Genomic DNA, 14,410 nt, shown 5'->3' with positions numbered 1-14,410 from the left:
GCTTGTCCCTCGCCGTCTCGCTGCTCGAGCCGCCGCCCGAGACGTTTTCGGACGGCTACGACTCCGACGACCCGCTGGGAAGACCAGATCCGCCGCACCGGCGGCTGCTCCGACCCCATCCACCTCACCGGCTGGGTCCTCCAGAAGGACAAGACCACCGGCGAGACCCTGCACCACTACTCCACCGCGAACGAGCCGGGCGGACGCCTCCGCCTCGCCTGCGGCAACCGCCGCGCATCCCGTTGCCCGGCCTGTGCCTGGACGTACGCGGGGGACACCTACCACCTCATCCGCGCCGGACTCGCCGGAGACGACCGACGCGACATCCCCGCCATGGTCCGCAACCACCCGCGGGTCTTCGCCACCCTGAGGGCTCCGTCGTTCGGCCCGGTCCATAACCGTCCCGATCACGGCACCTGCCGCTGCGGCACCTCACACGCGTCCGACGCCCCAGAGCTGGGCACTGCCCTCGACCCGGACTCCTACGACTACGCCGGCGCCGTGCTGTTCAACAACCACGCCGGACAGCTCTGGCAGCGCTTCACCACCCGACTCCGCCGCGAACTGGCCGCCCGCGCTGGCCTGCCCCGCCGGGAACTCCCCGACCACCTTCGCGTCTCGTACGGCAAGGTTGCCGAGTTCCAGAAGCGCGGGGCCCTGCACTTCCATGCCGTCGTACGGCTCGACGGCCCGGAGGGGCCCGGGACGCCACCGCCCGCCTGGGCCACGGTCGTCCTTCTCACGGACGCGCTACACGCCGCCGCCGCGCATTCGTACACGTCGGCCTCGGTCCCGGCTGCGGAGGACCAGCCGACTCGGACCTTCCGCTGGGGTCGGCAACTCGACGTCCGGCCCGTCAGGGCCTTCGGTGACGGCTCTGACATCACCGAACAGGCCGTCGCCTCATACGTGGCCAAGTACGCGACCAAAGCCGCCGAGAACACCGGCACCCTCGACCGCCGCATCGGCGAACTCTCCGAACTCGACCGCCACCAGGTTCCCGACCACACCCGGCGGCTCATCGAAGCCTGCAAGCAGCTCGACCCGCTCTACCCGGACCGGCGCCTATGGGCCTGGGCGCACATGCTCGGCTTCCGCGGGCACTTCTCGTCCAAGTCGCGCACCTACTCCACCACCCTCGGCACCCTCCGCCAGGAACGCGCCGACTACCGCGCCGCCCAAGAGCGAGACGCCCTCGGCATCGACGACCGCGAGCCGGACACCGTCCTCGTCCTCACGGACTGGTGTACGCCGGCCACGGCCACACACCAGGCGAAGCCGCCCTCGCCGCGACCATCGCACGCGACCTCCAAACCAACCGTGAGACCGCCCGCGACGCCCTCCTGACCGAAGGGAGCACGGAATGACCACGGCCATCCGGTCACGCACCATGCTCACCCTCACGGAGGTCTGCGAGGAGCTGGCCGTCTCGCGCTCGACCTTCTACGACTGGCGAGCCAAGCGCCGTGCACCGCGCTGCATCAAGCTCCCGAACGGCGACCTCCGGATCCGGCGGAGCGACCTCGATCACTGGCTCGACGACCGCGAGGACGCCGCCTGATGGAGACGACGTACGACGTGAAGGTCTACAAGATCCTCACCTATAAGGGAGCCCGGAAGACCACATACACAGTGCGCTGGGTGGTCGCGGGGAAGCGCTGGCGTGAGCCCTTCGACACCGTCGCGCTCGCTGAAGGCTTCCGCTCCGAACTCATCCGGGCCACTGGAAAGGGCGAGGCGTTCGTCATCGCCACCGGACTCCCGGTGTCTCATCGCTCCAAGTCGGCGGCCATGAGCTGGTACAAGTTCGCCGTCGAGTACGTGGATGCCCGCTGGTCTCAACTCGGCGGCAACAGCCGTAAGAACATGGCCAAGACCCTGACCGCGACCACCATCGCGCTGTTGCGGGCCAGGCCCACCCAGTTCGCACCTGCCGCCGTGCGCACCGCTCTACGTGAGTGGGCGTTCAACACCAACCGACGCCCCGACGCACCCCGAGACGTGGCGGCCATCCTCCGATGGGTCGAGCGGAACTCCCTGCCCGTCTCGGCCTGGGAGGACCCGGAGAAGGTCGACCAGGTCCTGCGCGCCATCGACACCCGCCTCGACGGCAAGCAAGCGGCGGCCTGGTCCCGGAAGCGCAACCGGCGGATCCTCAACGTCGTCATGAAGCACGCGATCCGCCGGCGCATCCTCCGGTCCAACCCCCTCCCCAAGGGAAAGGAGTCGACGGCCACCACCAAGACCACATACGCCGTGGACAAGCGGTCCCTACTGAACCCCGAGCAGGCGGCGGCCATCCTCGACCAAATCCGGCACCGGCCGCGCGGTGGCGAGCGACTTCACGCCTTCTTCTCCACGCTGTACTACTGCGGGCCACGACCCGAGGAAGCCGTAGCCATGCGTGTGGAGGACGTGGCCCTGCCCGAGCCCGACGCCGTCGACCAGTGGTGTGAGCTGCTGTTCCACACGGCGACCCCTGAGGTCGGAAAGCAATGGACAGACACGGGGGAGATCCACGAGCAACGGGACCTCAAGGGCCGCGCAGAGGGCGAGACCCGCACTGTCCCGGGGCATCCCGCCCTGACGCGCATCCTGCGGCAGCACATCGAGGACGAGCAGCTCAAGCCCGGTGACCTGCTGTTCCAAGGCGAGTCGGGCGGCATCCTCGCCGGTTCCGTCATACGTCGAGCCTGGCGCAACGCCCGTAAGGCCGTCCTGCCCCCGCACGTCTTCGAGTCGCCCACCGGACGGCGCGTCTACGACAACCGGAACACGCGCCTGACGAAGTGGCTGAACGACGGGATTCCACCCGCCCAGGTGGCCGAGTGGGCCGGAAACAGTGTTGCCGTGCTCCTGGCGACCTACGCCCGCTGCATCGAGGGCCAGCTGCCCGACCTGAAGAGGCGGCTCGAAGCTGCTGGAGATCTTCCTGAGCGGCCGTCCGCCGACTGACCTCGCGGCCCGCAGAAACTTCGACACGTATTCGACACGGCCACCCGCAAAAACCCGGTAACAGCCGGACAGCCCCGGAGCACGCCCTTGATCATCAAGGGGACGCCCGGGGCTTCGCCGCGCCGCCCCGCACCCACCCTGACCAGCAAAAAGCCCTCCCCAAAGGGAGGGCGGAGACTTGCGCCCCCGGCAGGACTCGAACCTGCGGCCAAGCGCTTAGAAGGCGCCTGCTCTATCCACTGAGCTACGGGGGCCGGGTGTGGTGGCCTCTGTCGTGGTGCCCTGGTGTGGGCTGATCCGTGACGTTGCCGGGGACAAGGATAGGGCTCCCGCGTCCTTGTCCCTGTTGCTTCGCCTCCGTGGCTCGATGTGGAGGTTCGGTGAAGCGGTCCTGATAATCGCAGGCAGGTACGAATCGTGCACCGCTTTTGGCGTCAGAGGCATCGGGTGTTGTGCACTCGTTATGCCTGGAGTGTGCCTGTGTCCCAGTCGCCCCTTCCATCCCTTGTGTCCTGTCGGCGCGCAGACATGCTCATATGCTTCAGAATTCCCCTAAAATTGGGCATTCTTCACATGTGGTGACCTTGGACGTAAGGCCTCAGCTGCTCGACGCACTCTCCGCCCTGCGCGACCGTGTCGCCGCCGCACGCTTCCCGCTGCCCCTGGCGGGGGCCCCACGCGCGCGTGCCAACCGCGACGAACTGCTCGCGCAGCTCGACGACTACTTGGTGCCCCGGTTGCGGGAGCCCGAAGCGCCGCTTCTGGCCGTCGTGGGCGGATCGACCGGAGCCGGGAAGTCGACGCTGGTCAACTCCCTCGTGGGGCGGCGGGTCAGCGAGGCGGGCGTGCTGCGGCCGACCACCCGGACCCCCGTACTGGTCTGCCATCCGGAGGACCACCACTGGTTCGGCGGGATGAGGGTGCTGCCCGATCTCACGCGCGTGTGGGCACCTCAGCAGAACGACACGGACGACCTGCTGCTCCCCGGCGAGGACCCCGCGCGCGTGCTGCGCATCGAGAGCGCCGACACGCTGCCGCCCGGCCTCGCCCTGCTCGACGCGCCCGACATCGACTCCCTGGTCTCCGACAACCGCGTCCTGGCCGCCGAGCTCATCTGCGCGGCCGACATCTGGGTCATGGTCACCACGGCCGCCCGCTACGCCGACGCCGTGCCCTGGCACATGCTGCGCACCGCAAAGGAGTACGACGTCACCCTCGTCACCGTGCTCGACCGGGTGCCCCACCAGGTGGTCGCCGAGGTGTCGCGGCAGTACGGGGCGCTGCTCACCAAGGCCGGTCTCGGACACGTCCCGCGCTTCACCGTGCCCGAGCTGCCCGAGTCGGCCTTCGGCGGTGGCCTCCTGCCGGTCACCGCCGTCGCCCAGCTGCGCACCTGGCTGATCCACCAGGCCCAGGAGCCGCAGGCTCGGCAGCAGGTCCTGGCCCGTACGGCGTACGGCGTCCTCGACTCGCTCAAGTCCCGGATGCCCGAGCTGGCCGGCGCCGCCGCCGCGCAGTACTCGGCCGCGCTGCGGCTCACCAGCGCCGTCGAAGGGGCGTACGACAGCGAGCACAAGCGCGTGCGGGGCCGGTTGCAGGCCGGGGCGGTGCTCGCCGGGGACGCGCTCAAGCGGTGGCGCGCCTTCCCACTGGACTGCACCGCCGGTGAACTCCTCGACGCGCTCGTGGAGAGCCTCAGCGCGCTGCTGCTGTGCGCCGTCACCGCAGCCGACGAGCGTGTCGACGACGCCTGGCGGCGTGAACCGGCCGCGGCCGCGCCGGAGCTCGCGCCGCGCGATTCCGCGGCGGAGAGCGCCGAGCACCGGATCGGGCTGGCCGTACGGCGGTGGCGGCGGGAGCTGGAGGAGTACGCCGAGGACGAGGTGAGCGAACTCGAGCGCAACGTCGCGCCCGACCCCGAGCTGGTCGCCGCCCTGGTCGCCACCGGCCTGCTGGGCGGCCGCCGGGGCCGGATGGCGGGGGAGGGGCTCGCCGAGCGGATCGGCGCCCACGGCGCACTGCGGCTGCGCGACCGGGCCGGCCGGCTGCTCACCCAGCACGTCGACCGCGTCCTGTACGCCGAACGCGAGCGCCGGCTCGCCCCGCTCGACGCGCTCGACGTCCACCCCGAACACCAGGCCGAACTCATCGCCGCGCTGTCCCTACTGCAGAAGGAGAGGTGACCGGTGACCGCCGTCACTGACCAGGACCACACCGAGCACGCCGATCAGCCGGGCGACGGGGACAAGGCAGGATCCACCGGAGGTAGCACCCGGAGTGCCTCCGCACGGGGCTCTCGGGCCGCCCAGCAGGAGCCCGCGGGCAACGACCCCCACGCGCGCGTGCAGGACGCCCGTACGGACTCCACGGGTGCCTGGGACGACGGGCTCATCGCGCGCCGCGTCAACGAGATGCCGGACGGAGGACAGTTCGCCGTCGCGGACAGCAGGTCCGCCGCCCCGCCCGCGATGAGACCACTGGTGTACGACGGGGTGTTGCGCTCGCGCCTCGAAGCGCTGCGCGAACTCGTGGGGCTCTCCCGTACGCGGCTCGACAGCAGGACGCTGTCGGAGGCGGGCCGGGTGCTCGACGAGGCGTCCGCCCGGCGCAGGCTCTCCGGGCAGCACACCGTCGTCGCCATCGCGGGCGCCACCGGCAGTGGCAAGTCACAGCTGTTCAACGCGCTCGCCGGTGTGGCCATCTCGGAGACCGGAGTGCGCCGTCCCACCACCGCGGCGCCCATCGCGTGCAGTTGGAGCGACGGGGCGGCGAGCCTCATCGAACGGCTCGGCATCCCGCCCCGGCTGCGCCGGCGGCCGCTGCCGGCCGGGGACGCGGAGTCCCGGCTGCACGGGCTGGTCCTGATCGACCTGCCCGACCACGACTCGGCGGCCGTACAGCACCGCGAGCACGTGGACCGCATCCTGGCACTCGTCGACGCGGTCATCTGGGTCGTCGACCCGGAGAAGTACGCCGACGCCGTCCTCCACGAGCGCTATCTGCGGCCGATGGCGGCCCACGCGGAGGTCATGTTCGTGGTCCTCAACCAGATCGACCGGCTGCCTGGCGAGGCCGCCGATCAGGTCCTCGACGATCTGCGGCGACTCCTTGACGAGGACGGCATCGCCCTGGGGGAGTACGGCGAACCGGGTACGACCGTGCTCCCGGTGTCCGCGCTCACCGGGGAGGGCATCGGGGACCTGCGCGAGGCGCTCGGCCAGTTCGTAGGGGAGCGCGGGGCGCCGGGCCGCCGTGTCTCGGCCGATGTGGACGTCGCGGCGGCGCGGCTGTGGCCCGTCTACGCCACCCGGCGGCGGACGGGGCTCAGCGAGCAGGCCCGGGAGGAGTTCGCGGACCGGCTCGCCGACGCGGTGGGCGCCACGGCGGCGGGCGAGGCGGCCGAACGGGCGTGGCTGCGCAACGCCAACCGCGCGTGCGGCACACCCTGGCTGCGGTTGTGGCGCTGGTACCAGGACCACGGCGAGGCCACCACGGGCCGGCTGCCCTCGCGCACGCAGGCCGACGAGGAGGCGACCGCGAGACAACGGGTCGAGCAGGCGGTCCGTACGGTGGCCGACCGGGCCTCGGCCGGGCTGCCCGCGCCCTGGGCGCAGGCGGTCCGCGAGGCGGCCGTCCGCGGCTCCCAGGGGCTGCCCGAGGCGCTGGACGAGTTGACCGTGCGCGCGGGAGTGCCGACAGGGCGGCCGCCGCGGCCGGGGTGGTGGCCGGTGGCCGTGCTGTCCCAGGCCTCCATGACGATCCTTCAGTTCCTGGGCGGCCTGTGGCTGCTGGGCCAGATCTTCCAGATCATGTCGCCGAACCTGGGCGTGCCGGTGCTGCTGATGGTGATCGGCATCGTCGGCGGTCCGCTGATCGAGTGGAGCTGCCGGGTGGCGGCCCGCGGCCCGGCCCGTCGCTACGGCCTGGAGGCGGAACGCCGACTACGCAAGGCGGCGGCCGGGTGCGGAAGGGCCCGGGTGCTGGATCCGGTGGCGGCGGAGCTGCTGCGGTATCTGGAGGTGCGGGAGCAGTACGGGAGGGTGGTGGGTGCCGGGCGGTGACGGCGAGGGCGTGGCGGCTGTGACGGGCCGCATGCGCGGGTACGGCGAGGGCGGCGTCCGGTCGGGCGCCGCCCTCGCCGCGTCCGTGTCCGGTTCGGTGCCGGGCGTGTCCGTGTACGTGTCCGGTTCGGTGCCGGGCGGGTCCGTGTCCGTGTTCGGCTCGGTGCAGGGCGGGTCCGTGTCCGTGTCGGGCTCGGTCCCGGGGCTTGGCGTGTAATTCGGCGTCGGCTGGGCGGCGGCTTGGCGTGTGGCCAAGCGTCGGGCTGGGCCGCGGGCTTGGCGTGGGGCTGGGCCGCGGGCTTGGCGTGGGGCTGGGCCGGGCTTGGCCTGGGGCCTGGCGTCACCCGTCGGGGTGGCGGCGTTTTCCACAGGCAGACGGTGATCCACAGCGCTCAGCGGGCTCGGCCCGGGCGCGGCAGTCTGGCGGACACAGCCGTACGGGACGGGCCCGTACGGGGGCAGCCCGGTGCCGGAGTCCGGGCGAGGGAGGGGTTCGCGATGAACGAGACGATGGTCTGCGCGGTCGGCAGGGTGGCGACGCAGCCGGTGTACCGGGAGATGGCGTCCGGCCCGTCGGCGAGGTTCCGGCTGGCGGTGACCGCGCGTTACTGGGACCGAGAGAAGAACACGTGGACGGACGGGCACACCAACTTCTTCACGGTGTGGGCCAACCGCCAGCTCGCCACGAACACGGCGGCATCGCTGACGGTGGGCGAGCCCGTGATCGTGCAGGGCAGGCTGAAGGTGCGGACCGATGTGCGCGAGGGACAGAGCTGGACCTCGGCGGACATCGACGCGGTCGCGATCGGCCATGATCTCGCCTGGGGCACCTCGGCCTTCCGGCGCGGAGGCAAGCCGGAGACGGCCACCTCACCGGCTTCACCGGAGCCCAACTGGGAGACACCGCCGGACGATTCAGCGGTGCGCTCGGACGCGTCCGATCAACGACAGCCGGAGCCAGCTGTCTTGACGTGACGTCAGTCACCGCCGCTCTGTCCGGACTGCGGCTTATCGACGAGTGCGCACCATGCGGCCAGGGGTGGATTTGTCGATAAGCCCTACCCGTAAGGGATCTTGGCGATAACGATTCCGAGTCGGATCACTCATCCGACCGTCTGACCGGCGGGCGAGGTCCGACGCCTCCCTAGGATGCCGGACATGGTTCTCGGGGCTCTCGATGCCCGTGAGGCTTCTGATTTCTGCTGGTGGGACCGTCCCCCCCCACGTCAACGGGTCCTGCTCGAAAGGAAATTTGGTGTTTGCTTCGTTCTCGGCGGTGTTCGTACGCAGGCGAGGGGCGGCCCGCCTCGGCGCCGCGACGCTGATGTCCGGGCTCGTCGCCGCGGGCTTGCTGGCCGGTGTCGGCCAGGCGTCCGCCGACGAGACGACGCAGGGTGAGGGCGGGGCGACCGCGACCATAGCCGGACTCAAGACGTACGGCACCGCGGTGATACACGGCGGCGCCGGGGATCAGCAGGTGTCCGCAGGCCTGTTCGAGATGTCCGTCGAGGGCGGCGGCATGCTGCAGACGTACTGCGTCGACCTCCACAACCCCACGCAGCGGGATGCCAGGTACCACGAGACGCCTTGGGGCGGCACGTCCCTCGGGGCCAACAAGGACGCCGGCCGGATCCGCTGGATCCTGCAGAACTCCTACCCGCAGGTGAACGACCTCGCGGCGCTCGCGCGGAAGGCGGGCGTGCGCGGTGCGCTGACCGAGCAGGACGCGGCGTCCGGCACCCAGGTGGCGATCTGGCGCTACTCGGACGACGTGGCCGTCGACGCGCTCGACCCGCAGGCCGAACAGCTCGCGGACTACCTGGAGAAGAACGCGCGGAACCTGCCTGAGCCCCGGGCCTCGCTCACCCTCGACCCGCCCGCGGTCTCCGGCCGGCCGGGCGAGCGGCTCGGCCCGGTCACGGTGCACACCAACGCGAGCGGCGTGTCGGTGGCGCCGCCCGCGGACGCCGCCACGAGCGGGGTACGGATCGTCGACAAGCAGGGCAGGCCCGTCACGTCCGCGGCCGACGGCGGGCAGGTGTTCTTCGACGTGCCCGAGGACGCGGCGGCCGGCACGGCCGAACTGACCGTGCAGGCCTCGACCACCGTGCCGGTCGGCCGGGCCTTCGCCTCCGAGAGCCGGAGCCAGACGCAGATCCTGGCCGGCTCCAGCGAGTCGACGGTGTCCGCGACGGCCGGGGCGACCTGGGCGAAGCAGGGTGCGATACCGGCACTTTCGGCGGCGAAGAACTGCGACAAGGGTGGCGTGGACATCATCGCGTCCAACAAGGGCGACGAGCCGTTCACCTTCGAACTGGCAGGGCTTGAGCACACCATCGCCGCGGGCGAGACCAGGACGGTGACGGTCCCGCTCCAGGAGGACCAGGCGTACGACTTCACGATCCACGGCCCAGGCGGCTTCACCCAGCGCTTCACGGGCATGCTGGACTGCCAGACCCGGAGCAGCGAGACGGGCACGGCCACGCAGACCCTCAGTGAACCGAGCCCGGCCACGGTGGGCGGCACGGCCTCCGACACCAACCTCGCCGAAACCGGCTCCTCCGGCGTCACCCCGCTCATCGCGGGCATCGCCATCACCTTGCTCGTCATCGGCGGGGCAACCCTGATCGTCCTCCGCCGCAAGTCGGCCCCGATGAGGGACTGACCGGCACAGAGGAGCGACTGATCGGCCTGGACGAGCCTGTGGCGGCTCGGAGTTGTGCTCGCCATAGGCTCAGCCCATGAAGATCACGGTGCGGCCGGCAGCCGACGCGGACCTGTCGGCACTGTTGGCCCTCTACCGAGAATTGAACCCGGAAGACGTGTCGCTGTCCGAGGCGGCTGCGGATGACATCTGGGCGGCCATATCCGGGCAGCACGGGCGGACCGTGCTGGTCGCGGACGCCGATGGCACCGTGGCCGGGACAGCCGACTGTGTCGTCATGCCGAACCTCACGCGCGGGGGCCGGGCCATCCTGTTCGTGGAGAACGTCGTCGTGGCCGGTGGGTTTCAGCGTCGTGGCGTCGGGCGGCAGCTGATGGAGGCGGCCGTACGGCTGGGTGAGGCCGCCGGCTGTTACAAGGTGCAGTTGCTGGCGGCGGACGACGCGTACGTCCACAGCTTTTATGAGGCGTGCGGCTTCAAGGCCCTGGCGCAAGGGTTTCGCCGCTACGTCGAGTAGCCGCGCGCATCCGCGCGGGGAACCGAACCGATCGCCCTGACGTGTTCCAGTGCGGGGGTGGTGGTTCACGCTGCGATCCGATCAAGATCGAGGCAAGGCCGGTGCGGATGTCAGTGCCGGCAGCGATACTTGCGGTGACGGATGACCATGGGGGAGGTCACAGTGACACACCTGCCGAAGAGCAGTTCACCACCAGCGGGCCCCAGCACGCCCATTCTCCCGGCCGTTCCGGCGCAGCCGGCACCACCGGCCCGGCCCCCCGGTAGCGGCCCCGCCGCCTCCCCACCCCCGGCGCCCCGCCGCACCGCCTTCGCGGAGGGGCTCGACCAACTCCGCGCCGCCGCCACCACCGAGCCCGGCCGCCTGCGCATCATCGGCGCCCTCCTGGCCCTCCTCGTCGTCGCCTTCGGCGCGGTCACCGCCTGGCAGATGACCGACCGCGCGGCCGCCGCCGACGACGTCCTCACCAGCAGCCAGCCCCTCAGCTCGGACGCGGCCGACATCTACCGTTCCCTCGCGGACGCCAACACGGCCGCCTCCAGCGGCTTCCTCGCCGGCGGCCAGGAATCGGCCGCCTCCCGCGACCGCTACGAGCAGGACATCCGCACGGCCGCCGACAAACTCGTCAACGCCGCCGCCAACGCCGACCCGGACTCCCCGTCCACCGCGACGATCGCCAAGCTGAACAAGCTCCTGCCGGAGTACAAGGGCCTGGTCGAACGCGCCCGCACGTACAACCGCCAGGGCTTCCCGGTCGGCGGCGCCTACCTCCGCTACGCCAACGAGAAGATGCAGCAGCAGATGCTCCCGGCGGCGGAGGACCTGTACAAGAAGGAGAACCAGCGCCTGCGCGCGGACTACGCGGACGCCACGCCCTACCCCTGGGCGGCCATCGCCCTGGGCGTCGCCGCCCTGGCCGCCCTCGCCTGGGCCCAGCACCGCAGCTACCGGCGTACGAACCGGGTGCTGAACCAGGGTCTGGTCGCCGCCACCGCCACCGCGACGGTGGTCCTGCTCTGGCTGGTTGTCGGCCACAGCATCGCCCGCGCGGGCCTGAACGACTCCTACGACCACGGCGTCCGCTCCCTGAACGTGCTGCATGACGCCCGCATCGCCTCCCTCAAGGCACGCGGCAACGAGAACCTGACCCTGGTGGCCCGCGGCGCCGAGACCAAGAAGGTCGGCGCGCAGACCTACGACGCCTACGACTACGACTTCCGCACGGACATCGCCGACCTCGGCAAGTATCTGGCGGACGCCGCGGAGCTCGCCGACGACACATCGGGCGAACAGCCCGTCACCGCCGCCGTCGGCAACATGACGGAGTGGAAGAAGCGCCACACCGCGGCCCGCGAGCAGGATGAGAACGGCAACTACCAGCAGGCGCTGGACCGGGTCATCGGCACCAAGGGCGCGACCGGCGAGTGCTTCGACAGCGTCGACGCGAACCTGCGCACGGCGCTCGCACACGAGGAGACCGAGTTCGAGCGCGCGGCCGACGACGGCCGGGACGCCCTGACGGGCCTGTCGGCGGGAGCTGCCGTCCTCGCGGTCCTGGGCGCCGCCGGCGCGGTCCTGGGCATCGGCCGCAGGCTGTCGGAGTACCGATGAACGGGGCGCGGGAGACAAGGGGAGACGTGAAAGGGGGCGTGAGCATGCGAGCACGACGTCTGCGGGCCAGCCTGAAGGGCTGGGGCGGGGTGGCCACGATGGCGGTCGCCTGCGCCCTGGTGGCGGTCTTCGCGCTGTGCGTCCCGCTGTCCGGACCGGGCATCGGTGACGGCCGGGCCGTCACCCAAGCCTCCCAGGCCACGGTCGAGAAGGCCGAAGAGGACTGCGAGGCCCCCGAGAAGCAGACGCTGTCCCCCTCCTCCGCCGACGGCGACACCATCAAGGCGATCAAGGACCGCGACGGCGAGAAGCGCAAGCTGATCGTCGGCGTCGACCAGAACAGCTACCGCTGGGGCTACCGCAACCCCAACAGCGGCAAGACCGCGGAGCTCGAGGGCTTCGACATCGACCTGGTCCACCGCATCGCCGAGGACATACTCGGCGACCCGGACGCCGTCCAGTTCAAGGCGATCCCCACCGACCAGCGCATCCCGGCGATCCAGGACGGCCGCGTGGACATGGTCGTCCGCACGATGACGATCAACTGCGACCGCATCGCGGACGTCGCCTTCTCCGCGCCCTACTTCAAGACGGGACAGCAGGTCCTCGCCCCGAAGTCCTCGCCCGTCAAGGGCTACGACGACACGCTCGCGGACCGCAAGGTCTGCACGGCGGCCGGCTCGACGGCGTACTCCACGCTGGAGGCTGACCAGAAGGACGGCAAACTCCCCGCCAGCACCGACATCTCCACGACCGTCCCCAATCAACTCGACTGCCTGGTAAGGCTTCAGCTCGGCGAGGTCGACGCCGTGGTCACCGACGGTGCGCTCGCCGCGAGCCAGGCGGCACAGGATCCGACGGTCCAGCTCAAGGGCGACGCCTTCACTGCCGAGTACTACGGCGTGGCGATGAAGAAGGACGCCGACGATCTGGTACGCCGGGTCAACCAGATCCTGGTGGACTACCGCAAGGACACCGCGAACGGCTGGCAGGCGTCGTACGACAAATGGCTGGCGGCGACACTGGGCAAGGATGCGAAGAAGTCGGAACCTCCGGCTCCGCAGTACCTCCGCAGCACCTGACCACCCGACCGTCCACCCCCGACTGAACCCGACCGTCCACCCCCGACTGAACCCGACCGCCAACCCCGACCGGCAAGCCGACCGAAACCCAACCACCACCCCAACCACCACCCCAACCAACAACCCCAACCAACAACCCCAACCAACAACCCCGACCGGCACTACCGCAGCGAGAGGTGATCGATGGGCGTCACGGGATCCACCGGGCCGGTGATGGACCGGGACGAGGTGGACCGTGCGCTGGCGCGGCTCGGCTCGGAGCACGAGGCGATCGAGACCTCGCTCCTCGCCCTGCAGGACCACGCGGGCCGCAGACTCCTGGAGGGCGCGGAGCTCACCGGTGTCACCCAGGAGCGCTGGACGTCCACCGAGGCGTCGATCACGCTGCTGTGGACGTACTTCGACGCGTACACGGACGCCCTGCGCACCGCCCGCGACATCCGCTCGCGCCGCCGCTGGTCCAGCCGCGAGGACCTGGTGGAGCTGACGGAACTGCTGAACGGAGAGTCCGTCACCGTCGCGGGCAGCGCCACCGCCACGGCGAACGCCCCCACCCTGCACGGCGCCGCGAACAAACTCAGCGAGAGCTACTCGCTCACCACCCTCGTCGACCGGATGAACGAGCTGTACGCGACGAGCCTGGACATGGTCGTCGCCGCCGACGCGGTCTGGTCGGCACTGCCCGCCCGTATCGACCTGCTGGCTGCCGAACTCCAGCGCACCCGCCGACTCGCGCACTCCGTGGGCGTGCGCCCCGGCGAGCACCCGGCGGGCGACGATCTGGAGCGCATCACGCGCACGCTGACGAAGCTGCGTGAGCAGGTCGTCTCGGACCCGCTGGATTTCTGGCTGGCGGCTGAGGGCAGTTCGGCACCGGGCGGCGGACGGCCGGACACGACGGTGTACGACCGCGAGGCACGTGCCCTGGAGGACGTCCGCCGGGAGATCGACGCGGTCCTGACGGTCCGGCAGGACGCCGAGAAGCGGATCGTCCGGCTCCGGGACATTCTCAGCCGCGCCGACCGCACACTGGCCGAGGCGCGCACGGCCCGCGGCGAGGTCCTCGCGAAGATCGCGGCGACGGAGGTGCCGGTCGTCAGCGGACCGCCGACGGTGTTGCAGGAGCAGGTGGCGGCGGCCGCCGAGTACCGCAGGCAGGGGCAGTGGCACCGGCTGTCCCCGCTGCTGGAGTCGCTGGAGCAGAAGGCCGAGGACGAACTGCTGCGTGCCCGCGAGTCGTTGACCGCGGTCACCGCGCCCCTGGCGGTCCGGGCCGAGCTGCGCGGCCGGCTCGACGCCTACAAGGCGAAGGTCGCGCGGCACGGCTTCGCGGAGGACGCGCTGCTGGTGGAGCGGTACGAGAAGGCGCGCCGCATGCTGTGGAGCGCCCCCTGCGATCTGCGCGCCGCCGAAGGGGCCGTGCTGCGCTACCAGCACGCGGCCGCCGAACTGCTCGGCGGCCCGCGGGTGCCGGACCAGGGCGCAGTCGAGGACGACCGGAGGGGGCCGGGCGCATGAG

General features: G+C 71.1%; 11 protein-coding genes, 1 tRNA gene and 1 pseudogene. 12 read left to right on the top strand and 1 reads right to left on the bottom strand.

Annotated elements, in window-relative coordinates; genetic code table 11:
* Positions 1-69: 69 nt before the first annotated feature.
* From repSA to AC07DF_RS25705, 3 genes and pseudogenes are all read left to right on the top strand, one after another.
* Positions 70-1,367, top strand: a pseudogene (repSA, locus tag AC07DF_RS25715) (replication initiator protein RepSA); the annotation flags it as partial.
* Complete coding sequence (locus AC07DF_RS25710; RefSeq protein WP_189723723.1) at positions 1,364-1,561, top strand: helix-turn-helix transcriptional regulator; 198 nt, start codon at positions 1,364-1,366, stop codon at positions 1,559-1,561. The pseudogene repSA and the gene AC07DF_RS25710, both read left to right, overlap by 4 nt.
* Entirely contained in the window at positions 1,561-2,955 is a 1,395-nt protein-coding gene (locus tag AC07DF_RS25705; RefSeq protein ID WP_478975768.1) for a tyrosine-type recombinase/integrase, read from the top strand. The genes AC07DF_RS25710 and AC07DF_RS25705 overlap by 1 nt, the downstream gene beginning before the upstream one ends.
* Positions 2,956-3,136: 181 nt before the next feature.
* Here the strand turns inward: AC07DF_RS25705 and AC07DF_RS25700 are convergent.
* Positions 3,137-3,209: transfer RNA gene (locus AC07DF_RS25700), tRNA-Arg, on the bottom strand.
* Between the two features lie 321 nt (positions 3,210-3,530).
* On the opposite strand from AC07DF_RS25700, the gene AC07DF_RS25695 reads away from it, so the two are divergent.
* The 9 genes from AC07DF_RS25695 to AC07DF_RS25655 all read left to right on the top strand — a co-directional run bounded on the left by AC07DF_RS25695 (position 3,531) and on the right by AC07DF_RS25655 (position 14,409).
* On the top strand, positions 3,531-5,138 hold the full coding sequence (locus tag AC07DF_RS25695; protein ID WP_478975765.1) for a dynamin family protein: 1,608 nt from the start codon (positions 3,531-3,533) through the stop codon (positions 5,136-5,138).
* A gap of 3 nt (positions 5,139-5,141) precedes the next feature.
* A complete protein-coding gene (locus AC07DF_RS25690; RefSeq protein ID WP_478975762.1) occupies positions 5,142-7,016 on the top strand; it encodes a YfjP family GTPase in 1,875 nt (624 codons plus the stop codon).
* Entirely contained in the window at positions 7,003-7,233 is a 231-nt protein-coding gene (locus AC07DF_RS25685) for a hypothetical protein (protein ID WP_478975759.1), read from the top strand. Before AC07DF_RS25690 ends, AC07DF_RS25685 begins: the two co-directional genes overlap by 14 nt.
* A 281-nt stretch (positions 7,234-7,514) precedes the next feature.
* The gene (locus AC07DF_RS25680; RefSeq protein WP_478975756.1) at positions 7,515-7,991 is read left to right on the top strand and encodes a single-stranded DNA-binding protein; all 477 of its coding nucleotides are present in this window, start codon (positions 7,515-7,517) and stop codon (positions 7,989-7,991) included.
* Between the two features lie 280 nt (positions 7,992-8,271).
* Positions 8,272-9,681: a Cys-Gln thioester bond-forming surface protein gene (locus AC07DF_RS25675; protein WP_478975753.1), complete on the top strand. Its 1,410-nt coding sequence runs from the start codon at positions 8,272-8,274 to the stop codon at positions 9,679-9,681.
* Positions 9,682-9,757: 76 nt separating this feature from the next.
* Positions 9,758-10,198, top strand: coding sequence for an N-acetyltransferase family protein (locus AC07DF_RS25670; RefSeq protein ID WP_478975750.1), 441 nt, complete (start codon positions 9,758-9,760; stop codon positions 10,196-10,198).
* A gap of 162 nt (positions 10,199-10,360) precedes the next feature.
* The gene (locus AC07DF_RS25665; protein ID WP_478975747.1) at positions 10,361-11,809 is read left to right on the top strand and encodes a hypothetical protein; all 1,449 of its coding nucleotides are present in this window, start codon (positions 10,361-10,363) and stop codon (positions 11,807-11,809) included.
* A gap of 44 nt (positions 11,810-11,853) precedes the next feature.
* Positions 11,854-12,891, top strand: coding sequence for a glutamate ABC transporter substrate-binding protein (locus tag AC07DF_RS25660; protein WP_478975745.1), 1,038 nt, complete (start codon positions 11,854-11,856; stop codon positions 12,889-12,891).
* Positions 12,892-13,074: 183 nt separating this feature from the next.
* Positions 13,075-14,409, top strand: coding sequence for a hypothetical protein (locus AC07DF_RS25655; RefSeq protein ID WP_478975742.1), 1,335 nt, complete (start codon positions 13,075-13,077; stop codon positions 14,407-14,409).
* Position 14,410: the final 1 nt, after the last annotated feature.

The organism is Streptomyces sp. NPDC044719 (assembly GCF_056433405.1).
Note: the sequence above shows the minus strand (reverse complement) of the source record. Positions and strands in the feature narration are given on the sequence as shown.

Coding starts and splice junctions, on each gene's coding strand:
- AC07DF_RS25710 (WP_189723723.1), top strand. CDS start 1,364: ATGACCACGGCCATCCGGTCACGCACCATGCTCACCCTCACGGAGGTC.
- AC07DF_RS25705 (WP_478975768.1), top strand. CDS start 1,561: ATGGAGACGACGTACGACGTGAAGGTCTACAAGATCCTCACCTATAAG.
- AC07DF_RS25680 (WP_478975756.1), top strand. CDS start 7,515: ATGAACGAGACGATGGTCTGCGCGGTCGGCAGGGTGGCGACGCAGCCG.
- AC07DF_RS25670 (WP_478975750.1), top strand. CDS start 9,758: ATGAAGATCACGGTGCGGCCGGCAGCCGACGCGGACCTGTCGGCACTG.
- AC07DF_RS25660 (WP_478975745.1), top strand. CDS start 11,854: ATGCGAGCACGACGTCTGCGGGCCAGCCTGAAGGGCTGGGGCGGGGTG.
- AC07DF_RS25655 (WP_478975742.1), top strand. CDS start 13,075: ATGGGCGTCACGGGATCCACCGGGCCGGTGATGGACCGGGACGAGGTG.